This window comes from Acinetobacter baretiae (genome assembly GCF_015627105.1).
Lineage (GTDB): Bacteria > Pseudomonadota > Gammaproteobacteria > Pseudomonadales > Moraxellaceae > Acinetobacter > Acinetobacter baretiae.
In genome coordinates, this window is the sequence record NZ_VTDM01000001.1 from 99,800 (window position 1) to 125,051 (window position 25,252).

Below are 25,252 nucleotides of genomic sequence, written 5' to 3' on the forward strand. Positions count from 1 at the left end.
TCGTGTTGTTTAAAACACCCATTGATTGAACGATCAATCAATGGGTGTTACACTTTAGACAATCACCTAGATTTTTATATGTCATATGAGTGTCACTTTAGCGTCCACGAGTCGTATACAACCTGAACATGTACGACGTGAGCAAATTATTCAAGCAGCATTTGAAGTCATAGCTTCGCTCGGACTAACCAATACCACTATTGCTAAAATTGCTAAACAAGCAGGATTATCTACAGGAATCGTGAGTCATTATTTTGGTGATAAACAAGGGTTGATTACCGCATGCATGCGTGAAATGTTGGCTGAACTACAACGTAAAACGATGCAAAACAAAGCACATCGTTCAACAGATTCAATTGAGCAAATTCAAGCCATCATTGATTCTAATTTTGATAACAGTCAAACCAACGCCAAAGCCATGCGGTTATGGTTAGAGTTTTGGACTGCAAGCATGCATATGCCAGCTTTGCAACGTTTACAACGTATCAACAGTCATCGCTTGTACTCCAACCTAAAATACCATTTACAACAAATTTTACCCAAGACACAAGTCGACACCGTAACCCAAGCTTTAGCAGCACTGATTGATGGCTTATGGTTACGTGCAAGTTTAATGAGCCATCAAGAAAATTTTGATGTGACTCAGGCAAGATACATTGCCTATCACTATTTAGAAATGCATACCAATACAGCTCAAAAAATACAAACGGAGAATTAAAGATGTCTAACATTTCAGTATTACCACTTTATATTCATGGTCAATATGTTCAAGCCACCAGTGGTGAGAGTTTTGATACTATCAATCCTGCCAATGGTCAAGTCATTGCACAAATACAACGTGCCTCTCAAGAAGATGTAAACAAAGCGGTTGAAAGTGCACAGCAAGGTCAAAAAATTTGGGCAGCCAAAACGGCTGTAGAACGTGCACGCATTCTACGCAAAGCAGTTGATCTTTTACGTGAACGTAACGATGAACTGGCTAAACTTGAAACGCAAGACTCAGGAAAAGCATTTTCAGAAACGTCAACCGTAGATATTGTTACAGGTGCTGATGTTTTAGAATACTATGCAGGCCTTGCAACCGCGATACAAGGTGAGCAACAGCCTTTGCGTGACAGTAGTTTCTTTTACACACGCCGTGAGCCATTGGGTGTTGTTGCAGGTATTGGTGCTTGGAATTATCCAATTCAAATTGCACTTTGGAAATCAGCGCCTGCACTTGCAGCAGGTAATGCAATGATTTTCAAACCTAGTGAATTTACACCACTAACAGCCTATAAATTGGCTGAAATATACACAGAAGCAGGCGTTCCTGCAGGTGTTTTTAACGTAGTACAAGGCCTAGGCGATGTAGGTGCAATGATTGCATCACACCCTTTGATTGAAAAAATATCTTTTACAGGCTCTGTTGCTACAGGTAAAAAAGTCATGGCTACTGCGGCAAGCTCATCACTTAAAGAAGTGACCATGGAGCTTGGTGGTAAGTCACCACTTATTATTTGTGATGATGCCAATATTGAACGTGCAGCAGATATCGCAATGATGGCAAATTTCTTTAGTACAGGCCAAGTGTGTACTAACGGTACTCGTGTTTTTATCCCTAAAACACGCAAAGAAGACTTTGAAAAAGCACTTCTTGAACGTATTGCCTACATTAAAATTGGCGACCCAATGCAGGCCGAAACAAATATGGGGCCACTTTCAAGTTTTGCACATTTAGATAAAGTGCTGTCTTATATTGATCAAGGCAAAAAACAAGGTGCGACCCTACTTTGCGGTGGTCAACGCTCAACGGATTCTGCACTTACACACGGTGCATATATTGAACCAACCATTTTTACAGACTGTAAAGATGACATGAGCATTGTGACCGATGAAATCTTTGGGCCTGTAATGAGCATTTTGAGTTATGACAGTGAAGAAGAAGCCATTGAACGTGCCAACAATACACCACTTGGCCTTGCAGCAGGTGTGGTTACCGAAAATTTAAATCGTGCACACCATATTGCCCATCAGATTGAAGCAGGTATTTTTTGGATCAATACGTGGGGTGAATCTCCTGCTGAAATGCCGGTGGGTGGCTATAAACAATCAGGTGTAGGACGTGAAAATGGCTTAGTTTCGCTTCAGCATTACACTCGCATTAAATCCATTCAAGTTGAAATGGGTGAATATCAGTCTATTTTCACAAAAAACTAAATAGACTTTTCTCCCACAAGTAAATAAGGATACTCTAACATGGCAAATCAAGAATTTGACTATATTGTTGTTGGTGCAGGCTCAGCAGGTAATGTATTGGCCACTCGACTGACCGAAGATGAAAACGTGAGCGTATTACTGCTCGAAGCAGGTGGCCCTGATTATCGTGCAGATTTTCGCACTCAAATGCCCGCAGCATTGGCTTTTCCTTTACAGGGTAGACAGTACAATTGGGCATATGAAACAGATCCAGAACCACATATGAACAATCGTCGTATGGAATGTGGTCGTGGTAAAGGCCTTGGTGGTTCTTCATTAATTAATGGCATGTGCTACATTCGTGGTAATGCCATGGATTTAGACGGCTGGGCAAAACTTAAAGGTTTAGAACAGTGGTCATATGCTGATTGCTTACCTTACTATCGCAAAGCAGAAACACGTGACATTGGTGAAAATGATTACCACGGTGGTCAAGGGCCTGTTTGTGTCAGCACACCTAAAAAAGGAAATAACGTCTTGTTTCACGCCATGGTCGATGCAGGTGTACAAGCAGGTTACCCAAGGACTGATGACTTAAACGGTTATCAGCAAGAGGGGTTTGGCCCAATGGATCGTACAGTTACTCCTCAAGGGCGTCGTTCTAGTACTGCTCGTGGCTACTTAGATCTTGCAAAATCACGTAAGAACCTCACCATCGTGACACATGCAGTAACCGACAAAGTACTTTTTTCAGGTAAAAAAGCCACAGGAGTTCAGTATTTACAAGGCAGTAGCACGACTCCTACAATAGTTAAAGCACGTAAAGAAGTGTTATTAAGCTCAGGAACGATTGCTTCACCACAAATTTTACAACGCTCAGGTGTTGGCCCTAAAGCACTACTAGACTCCTTGTCTATACCCGTGGTACACGAATTACCGGGTGTTGGTGAAAATTTACAAGATCATTTAGAGCTATATTTACAATATGCATCTAAAAAACCTGTTTCTCTCTATCCTGCGCTCCAATGGCAAAATCAACCTAAAATTGGTGCTGAATGGATGTTTTTAGGTACAGGCGTGGGTGCATCGAATCAATTTGAAGCGGGTGGCTTTATTCGTAGTCGCCCCGAATTTGACTGGCCAAACATTCAATATCACTTTTTACCTGTGGCCATTAATTACAATGGAACCAATGGTGTAAAAGAGCATGGTTTTCAAGCACATGTAGGCTCTATGCGATCACCTTCTCGTGGCCGTGTACAGATTAAATCTTTGAACCCACATGACCACCCTAGTTTGTTATTTAATTACATGTCTACAGAGCAAGATTGGCAAGAGTTCCGTGACTGTATACGTCTAACACGTGAAATTATGCATCAACCTGCACTCGATGAATATCGTGGTCGTGAAATTAGCCCAGGTAAAGATGTCGTCACAGATGAACAACTTGATGAATTTGTGCGTAGCCATGCAGAAACTGCTTACCACCCTTGTGGTAGCTGTAAAATGGGTCATGACGATATGGCAGTCGTTGACCATGAAGGTCGTGTACATGGCATAGAAGGTTTACGTGTTATTGACGCGTCAATTATGCCAATTATTATTACAGGCAACTTAAATGCAACCACCATTATGATTGGTGAAAAAATTGCTGATGCTATTCGTGGTCAGAAACTACCGCGTTCTACTGCAGGTTACTACAAAGCAGGTCAATCACCTGTACGTATTGCCCCTCAACGTGAATTCACGATAGATCAAATGCAATAAAAGTATGATTAAAAAAATGGCGGCCTTCAAGGCCGCCATTTTTTATGTCGTTCAATCAGAATTATGCCAATACTTTCGCAATTGCATCTGCAACATAGTAGACATTTTTTTCGTTTAAGCCAGCAACACACATACGGCCGCTAAGCAAGATATATACAGCATGTTCTGTACGTAATTTATCTGCTTGCTCTGAGGTTAAACCTGTATAACTAAACATACCACGTTGTTTTACAAGGTAATCAAAGTTTTTATTTGGCAGTCGCTTAACTAATTCATCACGCAAAACAGTACGCATTTTGGCAATACGTTCCGCCATACCTTTGAGTTCACTTTCCCAATCAGCACGTAAACTATCATTATTAAGTACAGATTCAACCAATACAGCACCTGTCGTTGGTGGGCTTGAATATACACGGCGGACATTCGCTTTGAGTCGACCAAATACATTATCTGCTGTCACTGCATCTTCCGACACCACGGTTAAACCACCAACACGTTCGCCATACAGTGAGAAAATTTTAGAAAAAGAGTTACTCAACACAAATTGTGCGCCCACTTTATCTAGTGCACGAATGAGATATGCATCTTTTTCTAAATCTTCAGCAAAACCTTGGTATGCAATATCAAGAAAAGGAATCAATTTTCCTTTAATCAATACTTCAATCACTTGATCCCATTGCTCAGGCACCAAGTCTGCACCCGTTGGGTTATGACAACATGGGTGTAATAGCACCACGTCATTTTCAGGAATTGACTTTAGCGTTTCAAGCATTTTTTCAAATGCAACGCCATTGGTTTCTGGGTCAAAGTACGGATATTCTGCTGTTTCAAACCCTGCACCTTGAAAAATGGTGATGTGGTTTTCCCATGTTGGTTGACTCACCCAAACTTTAGACGTTGGAAAGTTTTCTTTTAGAAAATCTGCACCAATTTTAAGCGCACCAGAACCACCTAAAGTTTGTATTGTCACCGCACGTTTTTCTGCACGAGATTTGCTGTCATTACCCAATAATAAAGCTTGCGTTGCATCGGCATAACTTTTCAAACCAGACATTGGTAAATATAGTTTTGCTTTATCTACATTTTTACCAACCTCTAATGCAACTGTTTTGATCGCATTAAACTGTGGCACAATGCTGTGTTCATTGTAATATAAGCCAATACCTAAATTAACTTTGTTATCACGTTCATCTTTTTGGAATTTTTCCATTAATGATAAAATTGGGTCGCCTGCATAAGGCTGAACATGCTGAAACATAACTCGCTCGATCCACTGTAGTGTCTATCCATTATATACATAGTTTGACCCGATAGTGTGAACACTTTTTATACAAACACACTGTTTTAGTACTGATATTTTTAGTCATTTTACAGTGTTGCTTGCGTTTCACCTTGTGCAATTTTATCTAAAATGGGGCAATCTGCTTCTGTATTGCCAGCACAGCATGACACTGATTGTTTTAACAGCTCAACCATTTTTTCAAGCTGACCTATTTGAGTGTTCAATTGAACAATATGTGCCTGTGCAAACGCTTTAACATCAGCACTGTGTCTTGTTTTATTTCCCCACAATTGCAACAGATATTTCATTTGTGTGGTCGAAAAATGTAAGGCCTTTGCATGTAAAATAAACTGTAAAGTCTCAATATTTTTTTCGTTATACACACGATACCCTGCATGATTACGCTCAATATGAACCAACAACCCCACACGCTCATAATAGCGAATCATTTTAGCAGATATGCCTAGACGTTTTGATACTTGACCAATATTCATCACCTACCTCAATTTTTTTCAGTCACAGAAAAACGCTTTAAACGAAGAGCATTGGTGAGCACAAATACAGATGACATCGCCATTGCTGCCGCTGCAACCATTGGTGATAATAAAATGTGATCGCTTGGATACAATACTCCAGCTGCAACAGGAATCAGCGCAATATTATAAATAAATGCCCAAAACAAATTTTGCTGAATATTTCGTATGGTCGCCTGACTCAATGCAATCGCATCAACAGCCGCTTTCAAATTTCCAGACATTAGTACAACATCGGCTGATTCTATGGCAATATCTGTGCCTGTACCAATGGCTATGCCAACATCTGCATGTGCTAAAGCAGGTGCATCGTTGATTCCATCACCAATATAAGCAACTTTACCGTATTTATCTTGTAAAGCGTGTATTGCATCCACTTTACCTGTGGGCATAACACCTGCAATCACTTCGTCAATATTTAGGGTTTGAGCAATCGCTTTTGCAGTTTTTTCTTGATCGCCTGTAATCATCACTACTTTTAAACCCAAACGCTGAAATTGAGCAACCACTTGAGCACTATTGGATTTGACAGCATCAGCCACAGCAAACATTGCCACAAGTACACCATTTATCACCACATAAATCGGAGATTTTGCCTGTGTTGCCCACTGTTCAGCATGCTGATTAAATAAAGAAATATCTATATTCAATTGTGCCATTAAACGATCGGCACCAATCTGCACCCATTGATTTTGTACTTGCCCTTGTATGCCTAGCCCTGTGAGCGTATCTACCTGTTGTGCATCAAACCACTGTATTTTCTTTTGTTTGGCATACTCTATTACAGCAGTAGCTAGAGGGTGTGTTGTATATTGTTCTATAGATGCGATGTATTGTAAAACATGATGTTGACTAATGTCATCAACACATAAAAAATCAGTGAGTGTTGGTTGGCCTTGTGTGAGTGTACCTGTTTTATCTACACCAATGGCTTTTACTTCTTTGAGTTGCTGTAATGCCACGCCCTGTCGAAACAACACCCCCATTTGTGCGCCTTTCCCTGTTGCCACCATAATAGAGGTGGGTGTTGCCAGCCCCATTGCACAAGGACAAGCCACAATAAGTACAGCAACTGCATTCACCAATGCATAAGACACAGATGGACTTGGCCCCCAAACCAACCATACTACACCTGTCAATACAGCAATGAGCATGATGGTGGGTACAAACCACAGTGTAATTTTATCTACCCATGCTTGTATAGGTAATTTGCTGGCTTGTGCATGTTCAACTAAAGCAATAATTTGTGCCAATAACGTGTTTTGGTGCTGTGCTGTTACCTTAACTTCAAGTAACCCTGTTTGATTCATTGTTCCTGCACTGACCTGCTCACCTTGATTTTTTTTTACGGCTAAAGGCTCACCTGTCAGCATTGACTCATCCACTACACTTTGCCCCGAAATTACCACACCATCGACAGGAATTTTTTCACCTGCGTATACCATCACATGCATACCTACAATTACATGTTCAATATTCATCTCTTGTACGGTCATGTCTTTTTTTACATGGGCTATTTGGGGCTGTAAGCCAATCAAATGCTGTATCGCTTGTGTTGTTTTACCTTTTGCTTTCGCTTCTAAATAACGTCCAAGTAAAATTAAAGTCACAATCATTGCTGCCGCTTCAAAATATACATGTACCGCTTGAGAAGGTAACCACTGCGGAAATGCAGTTGCAATCAATGAATAGCTATAAGCCGCTAATGTACCTACCGCAACCAATGCATTCATATCTGGTGCACGGCGTAACAATGCAGGTATTCCTTTTTGGTAAAACTGCCTTGCGGGAAAACATAAAATTATGGTCACAAAAACACACTGTAACCACCAGTTCAGCGATTGCCCAATATATTGATCTAACCAATGCTGAAAAGATGAAGAAATATGTCCAAACATTGCAAGCAGCATCACAGGTAAGCTCAACGCTGCGGCTTGTATTAATGAAGATAATAATGTTTTTGATGCATCGGCAGTGGATTTGTTGTGCGGTACAGCTTTAGAGACCACAGTGGCTGTATACCCTGCTCGCTCTACAGCATCGATTAAATGTTGAACTGGAACATCAGAATGTACAGAAATGTGTGCTTGATGTGTCGCTAGATTCACGACAACCTGCTGTAGACCTTCCACTTTTGACAGCGATTTTTCTGCTCTTGCCACACAAGATGCACACGTTAGCCCCTCTATATTTAAAACAATCTCTTGTGTACTGGCAGTTTCTGGCTCAACGTCATAACCTGCATCTTGAATGCATTTAATTAATTGCTGACGATCTAAATGCTCGCCCCAGATCACAGCTTTCTCAGTGGTTAAATTCACACTCACTTGGCTGATTTTTTGTTTTTTTAATGCTTTTTCCACACGAGCAACACAAGAAGCACAACTCATTCCTTGAATACGCAATTCGATTTGTTGGGGTTTTGTGGTGCTCATGCTTGACCTTAATTCATAATTTTTAGCCAATACAGATTAAACCTTGACACAAGGGTAAGGTCAAGCACATTGACTTTACCCTTGTGTCAAGGTTTAGAATAGCATTTTACATTGGAGCAACACATGAAATTTAATATTCCAAATATGACTTGTGGTGGCTGTGTACGCGGTGTGACTGCAAGTATCCAACATGTAGACCCTCAAGCACAGGTCAATGCAGATTTAACAGCTCAAACCGTTGAGGTTACATCACAACTTGACGCGAAAACCATTCAACAAGCACTAGAGGCCGATGATTTTCCAGCCACTTTAATTTAAGTCGAAAATCTGAACTACATCACAGTATATCCATGACGTGTTACGTAACATAGATATACTGTAACAACAACCCAACAATTTCATATCAAGATCAAAATTTTACTTCACTAAAATACAGCTAGGCCGTCACCTATCATAATAAATACTGATACCTAACGACTCTGCTTTCTACAATAATGACTAAAAATGCAAATATAATTTACATCACATCATGTTTTCGAAAGCATTCATACAATAATGAGGTCTTTTGGAGGGTAAAATGGATATACCTAAGACACGAAGTCACATCATACTGACCAAAATTTTTGCCGTAATTTTAATACTCATTGCATTACCCCTGTTATTTGGTGGAATCTACCTCAGCATCGAAGGAGGATCTTGGTACTACTTATTGACAGGTCTTGCACTCACACTTTCAGGGCTTCTACTATTTAAGGACAAGTTGATCGGCGCCCATATTTTTGGATTATTTTTCATTGCAACCATTGCATGGACCATTTATGAAACAGGGTCACGTTTTTGGGGTTGGGTTCCTCGTCTTGCATTGTTTGCAGTTTTAGCATTTTTTTTGACCTTATTGTTGCCTTACATTGGTCAAGGAATACGTAAAAAAACAGCCTACATACTCACATCTATCATTGCTGTATGCTTTGCAATTGCATTGGTTTGTGCGTTTTTACCTCACAATGAATATCGTTCAGATGAAAGTTTTCCAACACAAGCTTTGACCAATACAAATAGTAATGATCCTACACAATCAGATTCAGATTGGAAATACTATGGTCGTGATGCAAATGCCACACGTTATTCTCCGCTACAACAAATCAATGCAGATAATGCAAAGAATTTAGAACGTGCATGGGTATACCATACTGAAGATTTACCACCTGCAGGCAAAAAAGACCTTTGGGCAGCTGAGCATACACCCATCAAAGTGGGCAATGGTTTATATGTATGCAGTGCAACCAATAATGTCAGTCGGATTGACCCTGCTACAGGTAAAGAAGTATGGAAATTTAAATCCAATGTTGCTTACAGCAGTATTCCATATACGGCAGCATGTCGTGGACTCACGTATTATGAGTCTAAAACTATTCCTATGGGTCAAGCCTGCCACACCCGCATTGTGTTAGGCACATTAGACATGCGTCTGATTGCTCTAGATACAGAAACAGGTCAACCATGCCAAAACTTTGGAGAGCATGGTAGTACCGATTTAAATAAAGGCTTAGGCCATACCGTACCAGGTTTTGTCTCTGTAACATCACCAGTCACTATTGTTAAAAATACCATTATTGTGAATCATGAAGTCAGAGACAACCAACGTCGTTGGGCACCATCTGGCGTTATCCGTGGTTATGATGCCGAAACTGGGAAGTTTAAATGGGCATGGGATGTTAAGCGTCCAAATGACCATACCGAACCTAAAGATGGACAAGAATATAGCCGTGGTACACCAAACTCTTGGACACCAATGGTCAGCGATGAAAAGTTAGGCCTTGTTTATGTTCCTATGGGGAATGCTGCGGCTGATCACTACAGTGCCATGCGCAGTCCTGAAGAAGAAGCTGTGAATGATGCTATTGTTGCTCTAGACCCAGATACTGGAAATGTACGTTGGACATTCCAAACTGTACACAAAGATGTTTGGGATCAAGACTTAGGTTCTCAACCGACGCTCATAGATTATCCAGACAGTAAAGGCAACCCTGTTCCTGCAATGCTCGTCCCGACGAAAAAAGGACAAACATTTATTTTAAACCGTCAAACAGGACAACCTCTGAGTAAAGTAGAAGAAAAACCTGTTCCAACCACAGGCGGTGTTGCTGATGACCCTCGTTCACCAACACAACCATTTTCAGTAGATATTCCACGACTTGGTTTCCCTGATTTAGATGAAACGAAAATGTGGGGTATTTCACCTATCGATCAAATGCTATGCCGTATTAAATATCGTCAGGCCAATTATCAAGGTATGGATACACCACCAAGTTTAGATAAACATTGGATTATGTATCCTGGGAACAATGGCGGAAGTGACTGGGGTAGTTATGCCTATGATGCAAATCGAGGTGTCATTATTGCCAATTGGAACAATACCCCTATGTACGGCAGACTCATTACTCGAGCACAAGCCAACAAAGATGGGTTAGAGTCGATGGATGCAACAAACTACAAACCTGTTGGTGGGATTGGTCGCCCAATGTCAGATACACCATATGGTGTTGAAATTAGTGCTTTCTTTAGCCCGACAGGCATGTTATGCAGTGAACCACCATACGGCATGATCAGTGCGATTGATTTACACAGTAAACGTATTTTATGGCAACGTCCACTTGGAAGCGCTGAACGCAATGGGCCGTTTAATATGGCAACCCATATGCCTATTAATATTGGTACACCAAATAACGGTGGGCCAATTGTAACGGCAGGTGGAATCATTTTTGTTGCTGCAACGACAGACAATAAAATCCGTGCTTTAGACTTAAAAACAGGTAAGGAATTGTGGAGCGATACTTTACCTGCAGGCGGACAAGCCACACCAATGACCTACTCTATTAATGGCGAGCAATATCTTGTGATTATGGCAGGCGGTCATCATTTTATGGGTACTGGGGTAAGTGATGCACTTGTGGCATACAAACTCCCTAAAAACATGAAATAAACATTCATTGTTCACAAAAAAGACCAGCATATTGCTGGTCTTTTTAAGTCGTAAAAAACAAATTGAGATTACAAGAATTTACCTTCGTAAACGTTTTAAAATGAATGATGTACTACGTCTAGATATTAAAAATATCTTGATGATTATCAATATAAACGTGTTGTAGGTTTTTCCTGCTTAGCATCGCCTATGAGTAATGCATTAAAACGATTAAACATTACAGTTAAAAAACCTTATGCCACCTGCAAGCCAAAGAATCTCTCAAACCCGCATATACCCAAGCCTTAAATCAGCTTCAACAAAAGTATTTCATTGGTTATTTTGACGAAAATGGATTTAAATCACACGATCATCGATCTGGTAGTTATTCTCAAAAAGAAATACCACGTTATGACTGGTGTAATTGACAATTAAACAACCAAACCAATGACATGTGTGCACTTGTTGTATCAAGATCAATTGTGTAGCCTTGGCTCATTCGATGGCAAAGTGAATTCAAAAGTATTTCATTTTTGAATAGAATTATTCCTGAATAACCCAAATATAGTATGATCATCATGGAGCATTAATCCTTTGCTTAGCCAATAAATACACAAGAATTAATGATCAGAGTTGATAATTCCCTTCATATAAATGCTGAGTTAAATCCTAAGCAAGCCTCACAGATGTAGTGCAAGATGAATTAAAAAACATAAAAGGTAGAAAGCTTGTATTGACTCTGGCTTTTCAGATGTTTTTTCATGTCTGTATGAATAATTAGACTGTTTGAATATATTTAAACTTTTATTTTGAAATGAGTTTCTTGAGGATTTTAGCCATATAAAATACGTTTATAGCCTGTATTTATGATAATTGAAGCATGCCTATTTCAGTAAAATTCTTTTTTTCATCTTACAAGTTACTCAGAAACACTACAGCTTAGATCAACATAAGTTTATTAGATATTGTAAACAAGATTGAGCTTGTTTTACGAATGTTTAGCACTTAAAAAGTAAGGCTTTTGACTTGCTTTTTAAGTGCTGGCTTTTACCTAAATCTCTTGCCCAAAACTATCACAACTGCTGATGTTACCCGATTGAAAACCGCGATCGAACCAATGCATACGCTGTGCACTCGTACCGTGAGTAAAACTATCTGGTACAACTTGACCTGTAGCACGTTTTTGTAAATAGTCATCACCAATTTTTTGTGCAGCATCCATCGCTTCTGCAATATCGCCTTCATCTAAAAATTGTTCACGATCATTGGTACGTTTTGCCCATACCCCAGAAAAACAATCTGCTTGCAATTCTTGACGCACAGACAATTGATTCGCCACTTTCTGGTTAGATTGACGACTAAGTTGCGATACTTGCTTTGAAATACCCAATAAATTTTGCACGTGATGCCCAACTTCGTGTGCAATAACATAAGCCATAGCAAAATCACCTGCTTGACCTTTATGATTCAGTTTTGTTTGATTTTTTTCACCAGAAATTCCCATTTTGTTACGCATATCTTGGAAAAAAGTGGTATCTAAATATACTTTTTGATCCGCAGGGCAATAAAATGGCCCCATAGCCGCTTGCCCTTGACCACATGCTGTTGTTGTTGAGCCACTATACAAAACCAAAGTTGGTGCTACATACTGCTTGCCTTGTTCTTTAAAAATTTGTGACCATGTTTTTTCAGTATCTGCCAAAACAGTGGTTGTAAAGCCTTTAGATTCTACTTGGTCGGCAGTCGGCTGTGTTAATGCCTTTCCTTGCGTTTGTCCAGAGGTTTGTGACGTGATTTGCTTTGTGGTTTGATAAGCCTGTTGAGGGTCTGCACCAAAAAACTTCCATGCAACAAAAGCAACAAACAGTCCAACAATACTAATACCACCTGTTTTTACCGCACCACCGCCACGGCGATCTTCAACGTTTTTACTTTGTTCTCGATCTTTCCAACGCATAGCGACTCACCTGTCATGATTTTTATTTTAAAAGAATTAGTGTGCTGATTTTTTAAATATTTTTTGTGCCAATGTCACGATCAATACAACGATTGCCCCAGCAACTACGCCTAAAACTAAATTCACACCTGTAGGTACGAGGCTACCAATAATAAAACCAACATTCGGAATTTGTCCCAAACTTTCAGTATTATGGGCTGTAAAATGATGAATTGCAGGAATAGCATGCGCAATAATTCCTCCACCCACTAAAAACATGGCCACTGTTCCTACCACAGACAGTGTTTTCATCAGCTTAGGCGCAAACGCCAATAGTAATCGACCCATCTTTTGTTGTAGAGCAGATGATTTTTTTTGCAAAATAAGACCAAAATCATCAATTTTTACAATCAATGCCACAAGACCATATACCCCTACAGTCATGGCAATAGAAATAATACTCATCACTGCCACTTTATCTATTAAAGGTGCAGTTGCTACAGTACCGAGCGTAATCACTATAATTTCAGCAGATAAAATAAAGTCTGTACGAATCGCCCCCTTAATCTTTTCATTTTCATAGCTTGCAAGATCTTGAATGGGGCTTTCTTGAGGGTCTGCTTGTTCTGTTGTCGGCTTATGCATGAACGTATGCATCACCTTTTCCACACCTTCATAACATAAAAATAGACCACCAATCACCAACAACGGCGTAATTAACCACGGTATAAATACACTAATTAATAACGCCAACGGCACTAAAATACATTTATTTAAAAAAGAGCCTTTGGCAACTTTCCACACCACTGGCAGTTCACGATCGGCTTTCACACCCGTGACTTGTTGTGCATTGAGTGCTAAATCATCCCCTAAAACACCTGCTGTTTGCTTTGCGGCTGTTTTGCTCATCACAGCAACATCATCTAATACTGTTGCGATGTCATCTAATAAAAGTAATAAACTACCGGCCATCACACACCTTTCTTTTGTTTTGATTTTGACTTTATATTAAAGATATTTTAGAAGATTGGCGAACCTAAACCCACAGATTGTGAAAAATTAGCACAGAAAAAATCATATTACGGGCAAAGTCATACACATTTCCCTTGAATATCGTACAATAGTAACACGACCTCTAACAACAAAACTTTAGGATTCGCTCGTATGAGTATAGATCAACGCCCCATTATTTTAACGGGAGACCGCCCAACAGGACAACTTCATTTGGGGCACTTTGTCGGTTCACTACGTTCTCGAGTTGGCTTACAAGACTCTCACCATCAACATATTTTGTTAGCAGATGCTCAAGCACTCACAGACAATGCAGATAATTTTGAAAAAGTACGCCGTAATATTATAGAAGTAGCAACAGATTATTTGGCGGTAGGAATCGACCCAAGCAAAACCACGATTTGTGTGCAATCACACCTGCCTGCACTCAATGAACTCACCATGCTATATCTAAATTTTGTAACAGTATCTCGTTTAGAGCGCAACCCAACCATTAAATCTGAAATTCAAATGCGTGGTTTTGAGCGAGATATTCCTGCAGGATTTTTATGTTACCCTGTTGCACAAGCTGCAGATATTACTGCATTTAAAGCCAGTGTTGTCCCTGTTGGTGAAGATCAAATTCCAATGATTGAGCAAACCAACGAGGTTGTACGCCGTATTAATCGCCAAATTGGTCGAGATATTTTACCCGAATGCAAAGCATTGCTATCAAGTACAGGCCGTCTGCCAGGCTTTGATGGTAAAGCAAAAATGTCTAAATCTTTAGGTAACACGATTGTGTTAAATGCTACAGATAAAGAGATTAAAAAAGCGGTTAATGCCATGTACACTGATCCAAACCATTTACGTGTGGAAGATCCAGGTCAAGTTGAAGGCAACATTGTATTTGCCTATCTTGATGCATTTGACCCTAATAAAGAAGAAGTTGAAGAGCTAAAAGCACATTATCGCCGTGGTGGTTTAGGCGATGGTACTGTGAAAAAACGTTTAGAAGCCGTTCTCAAAAAGCTCATCGAGCCGATCAGAGACCGTCGTAATGAATTAGCAAAAGATCCTGACTATATTATTGATGTACTTAAAGCAGGAACAGAAAAATGTCAGATCATTACGCAAAACACTTTAAATGAAGTTAAAGCTGGACTTGGCATGTTTAAGTTTTAAACAACTAGATGTGTTTTGATTTGACTTACGCAATCGGGCTATTTCTTACATAATATAACATTCTGATACAGCATGTTGACTGAAAAACCCATCCAAATTGCGTATTCTAAAACTATAGAAAGACAGATAGGTCGCCCCCTATCTTCGATTCAATTTTGTGCGTAGTAGTCCCCCAACTGCTACGCATTTTTTTATCTTTATTATGCTGTTCGTCCATGTTTTTTAGTTTCATATCTATTCTACTGACACAGTTCATGATTCCATTTGCATACTTAAAAAGTATTGTAAAATATGTATTTAACAAAGGAATCTAAAAATACTGAAAACAAAATTTAACTAGGCTACTTAAATAAAGCCTCATATACATTCAATTTTTTTGATTAAAATAGCTTATCAAAACAATGATTAAGCATACCTCTTATTTTTCAGATAAAAATATAAAACTAGATCTAAATTTCAAAAACCAGCTTCAAATCAATGAATACGTTGTCAATCTCAATTGAACGAGTACAATATATTTCTTAATATCTGAGAAAATTAAGTTATTTAGTTATTTAAAACGATTAACCATCATTAAATACAATCAATGAAAGTTCAAATAACACACAGTAAAGATCTTCAACGTTAAATAACCTGAATCACGAATAAGCCTTTTTTAAAAATCAATTATTTATGTATTTTTAACCATATAAAATATTGTTATAGCATTTATTTTTTGTCACTAGTACTTCAACTTTTCAGGTGAAGTCACATTGTGTACCACGCGAGCTAGTAAGCAAAAATATTAAATTTACAATAACTTACTGATTTTTCTTATTCGTAATCTGGGTTAAAATATGACATAAATCATATATATGATCTGCACTATAATTATTTTGATATTAAAAAATTATCGTAAAACATATAGTGTCATCCAACCCCAATCACGGATAAACTTTTATTTAAAATCAATTATTTATATATTTTTTCCATATGTAGCATCAATTTTCCATCCCTTACGCTTGTTTTTTTTAAGGTGAATTTAACTTATTTGCAATACAAGATGATAACGAAAAGCAGTGTAATTGAGATAAGAATATATAAAACAGTCGCTTAATCGTATTTCTTATCCGCGATTCGGGTTAATCTAAGCAAAAATAATCCTATCTACACTTATTCTATCTTTAAATGACTCAAGGATGAGTAACATCTTATTTTTCTGAATACAAAATTCATATAAGTATCTTTGTTACCCTTAATAAAATATAAATACGATTTAATCGATAAAAATCGAATAGATGAAATCAATCTTACAAACGATAAGATGGACGATACATTGCGTTATGTCATTTAGTTCAATAAAAAAGCGGTCTATATCAGACCGCTTTTTTAAGCTTATTTGCGTTTACGCTGTACAGCATGAATGGCTCGACCGTCTACGGCTAAAGCAGCTTCATGAACCACTTCTGAAAAAGTTGGATGTCCAAAAGTCATCAGTTGTAAATCTTCAACAGAAGATACAAACTCAAGTGCGATCATACCTTGATGAACAATATCAGAAGCAGCAGGGCCAATGACATGCATACCAAGCAAACGATCTGTTTTTGCATCGGCAACAAATTTAACAAAACCTGCACTTTCACCTGCAGCTAAAGCACGACCATTGACTGCAAATGGGAATTGACCCGCTTTCACATCATAACCTTGCTCTTTTGCAGCCTCTTCTGTTAAACCAACCCAAGCAGCTTCAGGGTGCGTATAAATCACACTAATGATCGTGTCATAATTCACTTGCGCTGCATGGCCATGCATCCGCTCTACAGCCATTACACCTTCTTCCATTGCTTTATGGGCAAGCATTGGACCTCGAACCAAATCACCAATGGCGTATACGCCATCAATAGAAGTCGCACAATGATCATTCACTTCAATAAAGCCACGATCCGTCAGCGTAATTCCTGCATCTTCTGCCAATAAACCTTCTGCATATGGCTTACGCCCTACACACACAATCAATTTATCAAACACTTGCTCATGTTCTTGGCCATCTTGACTATATTTAACAGTCACTTCACGACCATTAACTTCAGTACCTGCAACTTTAGCGCCAATTCGAATGTCTAAACCTTGTTTTTTCAAGATTTTTTGGAAGTCTTTTGCCAAAGCCTTGTCTGCCATTGGCAAAAAGCGATCCATCGCCTCAAATACAACAACTTCAGCACCTAAACGGCGCCATACAGAACCCAACTCAAGTCCAATCACCCCTGCACCAATCACCCCTAGGCGCTTGGGTACTTCAGAGAAGCTTAAAGCACCTGTCGAGTCGACAATTACATCTTGATCTATAGGTGCAACAGGAATGTTTACAGGTACAGACCCTGACGCCAAAATGATATATTTTGGTGATAAAACTTGGGTTTCACCCTCATGCGGTACAAATTCTACTTGTTTACCTGCAAGTAGTTTACCTGTACCTTGTAACCATTCAATTTGATTTCCCTTAAGTAACTGTGCAACCCCACCTGTCAGTTGCTCTACAACTTTGTCTTTACGTGCAAGTAATTTTGCTAAGTCTAGCGATACTTCACCTGTGCTAATCCCATGATCAGACAATTCATGTTTTGTCGATTCAAAACGATGTGACGAATCAAGCAGTGCTTTAGAGGGAATACATCCTACATTTAAACATGTACCCCCCATAGAAGGTTTTCCATTTTGAATGCGTTTTTCAATACAAGCCACTTTAAAGCCTAATTGTGCCGCACGAATTGCAGCCTCGTATCCACCTGGGCCACCACCAATCACAACTAGATCAAACTGTTGAGACATGTCCATCTCCATTATTCACAATACTTTACCGAAGTAGATTGTGTTTTTTTATCACGATAATTTCAAGTTAAAGATCAAGAATGAGTTTTGCAGGCTCTTCCAATAATTCTTTTACTGTTACTAAGAAACCAACAGCTTCCTTACCATCAATCATACGGTGGTCATAAGATAATGCAAGATACATCATCGGTAAAATCACCACTTGGCCATCGACTGCCATTGGACGATCTTGAATTTTATGCATTCCTAAAATAGCCGTTTGTGGCTGATTTAAAATAGGTGTAGATAACAATGAGCCAAATGTTCCACCATTGGTAATGGTAAATGTTCCACCTGTCATCTCTTCAATGGCCAATTTCCCATCACGCGCTTTGCCTGCGTAACTACGAATACCGGACTCAACCTCTGCATAGCTCATACGATCTGTATCACGAAGTACAGGAACCACAAGACCTCGTTCAGAAGATACCGCTACGCCAATATCATAGTAACCATGATAAACAATATCCTCGCCATCAATTGAAGCATTTACAGCAGGATAACGTTTTAATGCTTCTGTCACAGCTTTAACAAAAAATGACATGAAGCCTAAACGTGCACCATGACGTTTTTCAAAAACATCTTTATATTGCTTACGAATATCCATAATCGGTTTCATGTTAACTTCATTAAATGTCGTTAACATGGCAGTTTGCTGTGTTGCTGCAAGTAAACGCTCTGCAACACGCTTTCTTAATCGCGTCATTGGTACACGTTTTTCAATACGGCCTGTACTCGATGATGCATGCTCTGTAATGGTAATTTGTGGTGCAGCTACAGGGGCAGGAGTCGCTTGATGGTTTACAACATCTTCTTTTGTAATCCTACCACCTCGGCCTGTACCTGAGATTGTGTTCGCATCGAGCCCTGTTTCTGTTAATGCCTTACGTACAGAAGGTGCTTGATCTTGTACAACAGGTTGTGAGCGTTCTACTACTGCTGTTGCGCCTGCATGCGTTTGAGATGATGTTTTTTCAACTTGTTGAGTAACAGTAGATGTACTTGTCGATTGCCCTGCTTCAAAATGAGCAATTAATTCATTTGAAAGCACCGTATCGCCTTCTTGTTTCACAAAAGCACTAAGTTGACCGTCCGCAGGTGCAACTACTTCAAGAACCACTTTATCTGTTTCGATGTCACAAATCACTTCATCTCGAGCAATCGATTCACCTATGCTTTTATGCCAAGTTGCAATGGTGCCATCTGCAACAGATTCTGGAAATACAGGTGCTTTAATTTCAATAGCCATGAGTAATCTCTCCTAATTATTCAGCTTCGAGCGCAAGTGCGTCAGAAATAAGCTGGTTTTGTTGTTGTGCATGTAAGTAAGGTGAACCACATGCTGGAGCTGCTGCCGCTTCACGACCTGCAAATTTTAATCTGATTCCACGCCCTGTTTGAGCAATGCCCTCAAAGAGTTGCGGGGCAACAAATTGCCAAGCACCTTGGTTTTTTGGCTCTTCTTGACACCATACAAGATCGGTGAGATTTGGATAGCTTGCCAAAACTTGGGCAATACGTTGTTCAGGATAAGGATACAATTGCTCAATTCGAACAATGGCTGTATTTTCTAACTCTGCACTACGGCGTTTTGCTAATAAGTCGTAATACACTTTGCCCCCACACAACACCACACGCGTCACTGCACTGTTCGTTAAAGCGTCCACTTCGTCAATCACTGTTTTAAATTGGCCAACTGCCAATTCATCGAGTGTAGATACGGCCTCTTTATGACGTAACAATGATTTTGGTGCCATTACAATTAAAGGCTTCCGTAGTGGACGAACCACTTGACGTCTAAGCAAATGAAAGATTTGAGCTGGAGTGGTTGGTGTAACCACTTGCATATTATCTTCAGCACACAACTGTAAAAATCGCTCTAAGCGTGCAGATGAATGTTCAGGCCCTTGCCCTTCAAAACCATGAGGCAATAGCATCACTAAACCACATACACGTTCCCACTTGGTTTCACCAGATGCAATAAACTGATCAATCACCACTTGAGCACAGTTGACAAAATCACCAAACTGAGCTTCCCACACCACAAGTGCATGTGGTTGTGTGGTCGCATAACCATACTCATAGGCCAACACCGCCTCTTCAGACAGTAATGAATCCCAAAGTGCAAAGCGAGGTTGATTCTCTTTAATATGACATAGTGGTAAATATTCTTGCCCATTGTTTTGATTATGCAGTTTGGCATGGCGATGCGAGAATGTACCACGCCCAACATCTTCACCACTAATACGAACTAAATAGCCATCATCTAAAATAGTGGCATAGGCCAATACTTCAGCAGCCCCCCAGTTTAAAGGAATTTCCCCCGTTTGCATTTTTAGTCGTTCATCAATCACTTTTTCAACTTGACGTTGCAACTGAAAATCTGCTGGGCGTTCATGCATAATCTTGCCAAGTTGCTTTAATCGCTCAAGGCTAAATGAAGTATCCCAATTGTCGGTATAATCCATACCTAAATAAGGCTTCCAATCCACAAACATTTTAGTATTTGGTTCAAGGACTAAAGCATTAGCAACATGGTGCCCTGCTTCTAAATCTGATCGATAATGTTCAATCATTCGATCGGCAGTTGCTCGATCTACAATCTGTTGTTGTACCAATGTGTCTGCATATAAAGTACGGGTTGTCGCTTTTTTACTGATGGCCTTATACATACTTGGCTGTGTGCCCGATGGCTCATCTGCTTCATTATGACCACGACGACGATAACAAAATAAATCTAAGACCACATCTTTACGGAAGGTATGACGAAAGTCATGTGCCAACTGTGTAATAAATACAACAGCTTCAGGATCATCTCCATTCACATGAAAAATAGGCGCTTGCACCATTTTTGCAATGTCTGTGCAATATTCAGTCGAACGTGCATCTTTTGGATTAGATGTCGTAAAACCAACCTGATTATTGACAATAATATGTACTGTACCACCCACCGTATAGCCACGCGTTTGTGACATTTGGAAGGTTTCCATATTAACACCTTGCCCTGCAAAAGCTGCATCACCATGAATAATCACAGGCAATACATCATCTCCACCAATATCCTTACGACGAACTTGGCGAGCACGAACAGACCCTTCAACCACAGGGCCAACAATTTCTAAGTGAGATGGGTTAAATGCCAAAGCCAGATGAACCTCTCCACCTGGTGTCATGACATTCGATGAAAATCCTTGATGGTACTTTACATCACCAGAGCCTTTTTTATGCAGTGATTTACCTTCAAATTCACCAAACAAATCAGCAGGATTTTTACCCATGGTGTTCACCAATAGGTTTAAACGACCCCGATGTGGCATACCAATCACCACTTCTTTACAGCCCACTGCACCTGCTTGTTGTATGAGTTCATTCATCATTGGAATAAAGGATTCAGCACCTTCTAAACCAAATCGCTTTGCACCCACATATTTGTTACCTAAATATTTTTCTAACCCTTCGGCTGCTGTTAAGCGCTCTAAAATATTCTTTTTTTGTTCAACCGACAAACCATACTGACCACGTGCACCTTCTAAACGCTGTTGAATCCAGCGCTTTTCAGTCGTGTTCACAATATGCATGTATTCAGCACCAATAGACTGACAGTAGATGGCTTCCATTGCATCGACCATTTCGCCTAACGTTGCTTCTGATTTACCAATGGCCAAGTTTGCGGTATTAAAGACCGTGTCTAAATCTGATTTGGTTAATCCGTGTGTTCCTAAATCTAAATCAGGAACATCTTCACGTTGAGCAATACCTAACGGATCAAGTCTTGCTTTTTGGTGACCACGGTTACGATACCCTGCAATTAATTGCAAAATACCAATTTGGCGATGTTCATGTGCAGTGCTGACGCTACTCGATACCACAGGTGTCATGCGGTTGGCATTTCGTGCAAGCAATAAAAATTGCTCACGAACAGCCCCATGCGGTTGGTCACCTTTTGGAAATGTATCAAAGTATATTCGCCAGTCTTCACTGACTGAGGTTGGAGAAGTTAAGTACTGTTCGTATAATTGTTCTATATACGCTGCACTGTCAGCTGAAAGTTCAGTATCTAGACGCAGTGCGTCTGCAACTTCTTGCATTTGTGGACCCATTTCCTTTATTGCAAAAATTAAACGGTTGCTTGATCTCAAGTAACCCTTGATCAACCTGTTTAAACACATTTTTCAATGTGACTCAATCAAACTTATTGTTCAATCCATTGAGTGATGTACGGTTGAAATACACCAAATAAGTCAATAAAAACACAGTATATTTTATAAATGTAGCGAACATATTACTCAATATATTGCGTAATTTTTTGCAAACCGACTTAGAAAAAATAAACACGTCCATTTAATTTTTCTAAAGCGACTACATCCTTATACTCACCTCATGATGGCATGAAAATTCACATTTAGTGACCGTCTTTTGGCATCACCCACAAAGCAGGACGTGCCAAAATGACGGTCGACTATACCGACCACATAATCAAACCAACATCTGTGGTTTATGCGTTCGTGTTGTTCTATCCTGCTTGATCTAACAACATGCCACGAATATGACCAATCGCTTTGGTCGGGTTCAGCCCCTTTGGACACACTGCCACACAGTTCATAATGCCTTTACAACGAAATAGACTAAATGGGTCATCTAAACGTGCAAGGCGTTCGGCTGTTGCTGTATCTCTTGAGTCAATAATAAAACGATATGCATTAAGTAATGCTGAGGGCCCTAAAAATTTATCAGGGTTCCACCAAAATGATGGACAAGATGTCGAACAGCATGCACATAAAATACACTCATACAATCCGTCAAGATGCTCTCTTTCTGCAGGTGTTTGTAAGCGCTCTTTGGCTGGAGCAGGTTGATGATTAATTAAAAATGGCTGAATTTTGTCATACTGGTCATAAAACTGATTCATATCTACTACAAGGTCTTTAATCACAGGTAACCCAGGTAGTGGACGAATGACAATCTTTTTAGGCAAGTCATTTAAATTCAATAAACAAGCTAAACCATTTTTACCATTAATATTTACACCATCTGAACCACAAATTCCTTCTCGACAAGAACGTCTAAAAGTCAAGGTTTCATCTTGCACTTTTAATGCCAATAAAGCATCGAGTAACATTCGATGTTTATCATTGAGTTCAAGTGTAAAAGTTTGCATGTATGGCGCTTTATCCTTATCAGGATCGTAGCGGTAGATTTCAAAGGTACGAGTGCCTCTACTCATGTCTATACTCCCGATTTAGAATGTACGTGGCTTAGGTTGAATCGCATCCACTGTAAGTGGTTTATAACGTACTGGCTTGTACTCTAAACGGTTGTCTGAGGCATACCACAATGTATGCTTCATCCACTCATCATCACGGCGACCATACGAGTATGTTGGGTGCTCTGCAGGTAGTTCATAATCTACGACCGTGTGTGCACCACGACATTCTTTTCTTGCTGCCGCTGAAATTAAAGTTGCTTTGGCAACCTCATATAAATTTTCAACTTCTAATGCTTCAATACGTGCTGTATTAAAGACTTTAGATTTATCTTTTAAATGAATATTTTGTACACGTGGTGCAATCGCTAATATCTCTTTTACACCTTGATCTAATAAAGCCTGTGTACGAAATACGCCTGCATGGTTTTGTACAATTTCACGAATATCGTCTGCCACTTCTTGTGCATTTTCACCCGTGGTCGAATCATCTAGTTTTTTGATTCGTGCAAAGGTTTGTTCTAACACATTGGTAGGTAATGGCGCATAATCGTCACCATGATGCTTAGTAACATAGTCAATAATATGCTCACCTGCAGCTTTACCAAACACCACCAAATCAAGCAGTGAATTTGTACCTAAACGGTTTGCACCATGTACAGATACACAAGAGCACTCACCAATGGCATAAAAACCTTTGACTGGTTGAGTAAAATCACGTTCACCTTGAATATGATATTGGTCTTGTGCAACGTCATAACCTGCTTGTAATGGTTGTTTTTCTGCTGTCGCAGGCACAACCACTTGACCATGAATATTGGTCGGGATTCCCCCCATTTGATAATGAATGGTTGGTACTACTGGAATCGCTTCTTTGGTAATATCGACATTGGCAAATTTTTTACCAATTTCAAACACTGATGGCAAACGCTTCATAATAGTGCTTGCCCCTAAATGGGTCATATCTAATAAAATATAATCCCCTTTAGGGCCACAGCCACGACCTTCTTTAATTTCTTGATCCATCGAACGTGATACAAAATCACGTGGTGCTAAATCTTTTAATGTAGGTGCATAACGTTCCATAAAAGGTTCGCCATCTTTATTTCTTAAAATTGCACCTTCACCGCGACATCCTTCTGTGAGTAATACGCCCGCACCTGCCACACCTGTAGGGTGAAATTGCCAAAACTCCATGTCTTGTAACGGTATACCTGCACGTGCAGCCATACCCAAACCATCACCAGTATTGATATAAGCATTGGTTGAAGCACGATAAACACGGCCTGCTCCACCTGTTGCAAATAATGTTGTTTTTGCTTGAAATACTGCAATATCACCTGTTTCTTGGTCATATGCCGTTACACCTAAAACATCGCCTGCATCATTACGAATGAGGTCTAAAGCAATCCACTCTACAAAAAACTGTGTCCCCATTTTGACATTGCTTTGATACAAAGTATGTAATAATGCATGGCCTGTACGGTCGGCTGCGGCACAAGCACGAGGAACTGCTTTTTCACCATAATTTGCAGAATGACCACCAAATGGACGTTGATAAATCGTGCCATCTTCATTGCGGTCAAATGGCATACCCATGTGTTCAAGTTCATAAACCACTTTAGGTGCTTCACGGCACATAAACTCAATAGCGTCTTGATCACCTAACCAATCAGACCCTTTCACTGTATCGTAAAAGTGATAATGCCAATTGTCTTCTTGCATGTTGCCTAAAGATGCACCAATGCCACCTTGTGCGGCCACTGTATGTGAACGTGTTGGAAATACTTTGGTAAGTACCGCCACTTTTAAACCTGCTTGTGCCAGCTGATATGCTGCTCGCATACCTGAGCCACCACCACCGACAATCACGGTGTCAAATGTCAAGTTTTGAATATTTGAATATTTTTCTTTGGGAGTAATTGCGCCCATGA

The 25,252-nt window shown here is 39.7% G+C and carries 16 protein-coding genes; 6 read left to right on the forward strand and 10 right to left on the reverse strand.

Annotation, left to right across the window (positions count from 1 at the left end; all coding sequences use genetic code 11):
• Positions 1–85 precede the first annotated feature (85 nt).
• The 3 genes from betI to betA are packed head-to-tail and all read left to right on the forward strand — an operon-like array spanning position 86 to position 3,945.
• A complete protein-coding gene (betI, locus tag I2F17_RS00420) occupies positions 86–718 on the forward strand; it encodes a transcriptional regulator BetI (protein ID WP_196422967.1) in 633 nt (210 codons plus the stop codon).
• Between the two features lie 2 nt (positions 719–720).
• Positions 721–2,199 (forward strand): betaine-aldehyde dehydrogenase, encoded by a 1,479-nt coding sequence (gene betB, locus I2F17_RS00425; RefSeq protein WP_196422966.1) that lies wholly within the window; start codon positions 721–723, stop codon positions 2,197–2,199.
• A gap of 39 nt (positions 2,200–2,238) precedes the next feature.
• Positions 2,239–3,945 (forward strand): choline dehydrogenase, encoded by a 1,707-nt coding sequence (gene betA, locus I2F17_RS00430; RefSeq protein WP_211138813.1) that lies wholly within the window; start codon positions 2,239–2,241, stop codon positions 3,943–3,945.
• 61 nt (positions 3,946–4,006) lie between these two features.
• On the opposite strand, the gene I2F17_RS00435 is transcribed toward betA, so the two are convergent.
• The 3 genes from I2F17_RS00435 to I2F17_RS00445 all read right to left on the reverse strand — a co-directional run bounded on the left by I2F17_RS00435 (position 4,007) and on the right by I2F17_RS00445 (position 8,195).
• Positions 4,007–5,203, reverse strand: a complete 1,197-nt coding sequence (locus I2F17_RS00435; protein ID WP_196422964.1) for an amino acid aminotransferase — start codon at positions 5,201–5,203, stop codon at positions 4,007–4,009.
• A 110-nt stretch (positions 5,204–5,313) separates the two neighbouring features.
• Complete coding sequence (locus tag I2F17_RS00440) at positions 5,314–5,721, reverse strand: MerR family DNA-binding transcriptional regulator (protein WP_196422963.1); 408 nt, start codon at positions 5,719–5,721, stop codon at positions 5,314–5,316.
• 8 nt (positions 5,722–5,729) lie between these two features.
• The gene (locus I2F17_RS00445) at positions 5,730–8,195 is read right to left on the reverse strand and encodes a heavy metal translocating P-type ATPase (RefSeq protein WP_211138814.1); all 2,466 of its coding nucleotides are present in this window, start codon (positions 8,193–8,195) and stop codon (positions 5,730–5,732) included.
• A gap of 123 nt (positions 8,196–8,318) precedes the next feature.
• Between I2F17_RS00445 and I2F17_RS00450 the strand changes: the two genes are divergently transcribed.
• Positions 8,319–8,513 (forward strand): heavy-metal-associated domain-containing protein, encoded by a 195-nt coding sequence (locus tag I2F17_RS00450; RefSeq protein WP_196422961.1) that lies wholly within the window; start codon positions 8,319–8,321, stop codon positions 8,511–8,513.
• Between the two features lie 259 nt (positions 8,514–8,772).
• Entirely contained in the window at positions 8,773–11,178 is a 2,406-nt protein-coding gene (locus I2F17_RS00455; protein ID WP_211138815.1) for a membrane-bound PQQ-dependent dehydrogenase, glucose/quinate/shikimate family, read from the forward strand.
• Between the two features lie 1,030 nt (positions 11,179–12,208).
• Here I2F17_RS00455 and ypfJ read toward each other — a convergent pair.
• Together ypfJ and I2F17_RS00465 are read right to left on the reverse strand one after the other, a co-directional pair.
• Positions 12,209–13,114, reverse strand: coding sequence for a KPN_02809 family neutral zinc metallopeptidase (ypfJ, locus tag I2F17_RS00460; protein ID WP_211138816.1), 906 nt, complete (start codon positions 13,112–13,114; stop codon positions 12,209–12,211).
• Positions 13,115–13,150: 36 nt separating this feature from the next.
• The gene (locus I2F17_RS00465) at positions 13,151–14,065 is read right to left on the reverse strand and encodes a DUF808 domain-containing protein (protein WP_211138817.1); all 915 of its coding nucleotides are present in this window, start codon (positions 14,063–14,065) and stop codon (positions 13,151–13,153) included.
• 192 nt (positions 14,066–14,257) lie between these two features.
• On the opposite strand from I2F17_RS00465, the gene trpS reads away from it, so the two are divergent.
• On the forward strand, positions 14,258–15,268 hold the full coding sequence (trpS, locus tag I2F17_RS00470) for a tryptophan--tRNA ligase (RefSeq protein WP_211138818.1): 1,011 nt from the start codon (positions 14,258–14,260) through the stop codon (positions 15,266–15,268).
• A gap of 1,374 nt (positions 15,269–16,642) precedes the next feature.
• Here the strand turns inward: trpS and lpdA are convergent.
• The 5 genes from lpdA to sdhA all read right to left on the reverse strand — a co-directional run bounded on the left by lpdA (position 16,643) and on the right by sdhA (position 25,250).
• A complete protein-coding gene (gene lpdA / locus I2F17_RS00475; protein WP_211138819.1) occupies positions 16,643–18,076 on the reverse strand; it encodes a dihydrolipoyl dehydrogenase in 1,434 nt (477 codons plus the stop codon).
• A gap of 67 nt (positions 18,077–18,143) precedes the next feature.
• Positions 18,144–19,364 carry a 2-oxoglutarate dehydrogenase complex dihydrolipoyllysine-residue succinyltransferase gene (odhB, locus tag I2F17_RS00480; RefSeq protein WP_211138820.1) on the reverse strand — a complete coding sequence of 407 codons (1,221 nt, stop codon included), beginning with the start codon at positions 19,362–19,364 and terminating at the stop codon, positions 18,144–18,146.
• 16 nt (positions 19,365–19,380) lie between these two features.
• Positions 19,381–22,203 (reverse strand): 2-oxoglutarate dehydrogenase E1 component, encoded by a 2,823-nt coding sequence (locus I2F17_RS00485; protein ID WP_211138821.1) that lies wholly within the window; start codon positions 22,201–22,203, stop codon positions 19,381–19,383.
• Between the two features lie 425 nt (positions 22,204–22,628).
• Positions 22,629–23,339: a succinate dehydrogenase iron-sulfur subunit gene (locus tag I2F17_RS00490; protein WP_196423244.1), complete on the reverse strand. Its 711-nt coding sequence runs from the start codon at positions 23,337–23,339 to the stop codon at positions 22,629–22,631.
• A gap of 15 nt (positions 23,340–23,354) precedes the next feature.
• Entirely contained in the window at positions 23,355–25,250 is a 1,896-nt protein-coding gene (gene sdhA, locus I2F17_RS00495) for a succinate dehydrogenase flavoprotein subunit (protein ID WP_211138822.1), read from the reverse strand.
• Positions 25,251–25,252 lie beyond the last annotated feature (2 nt).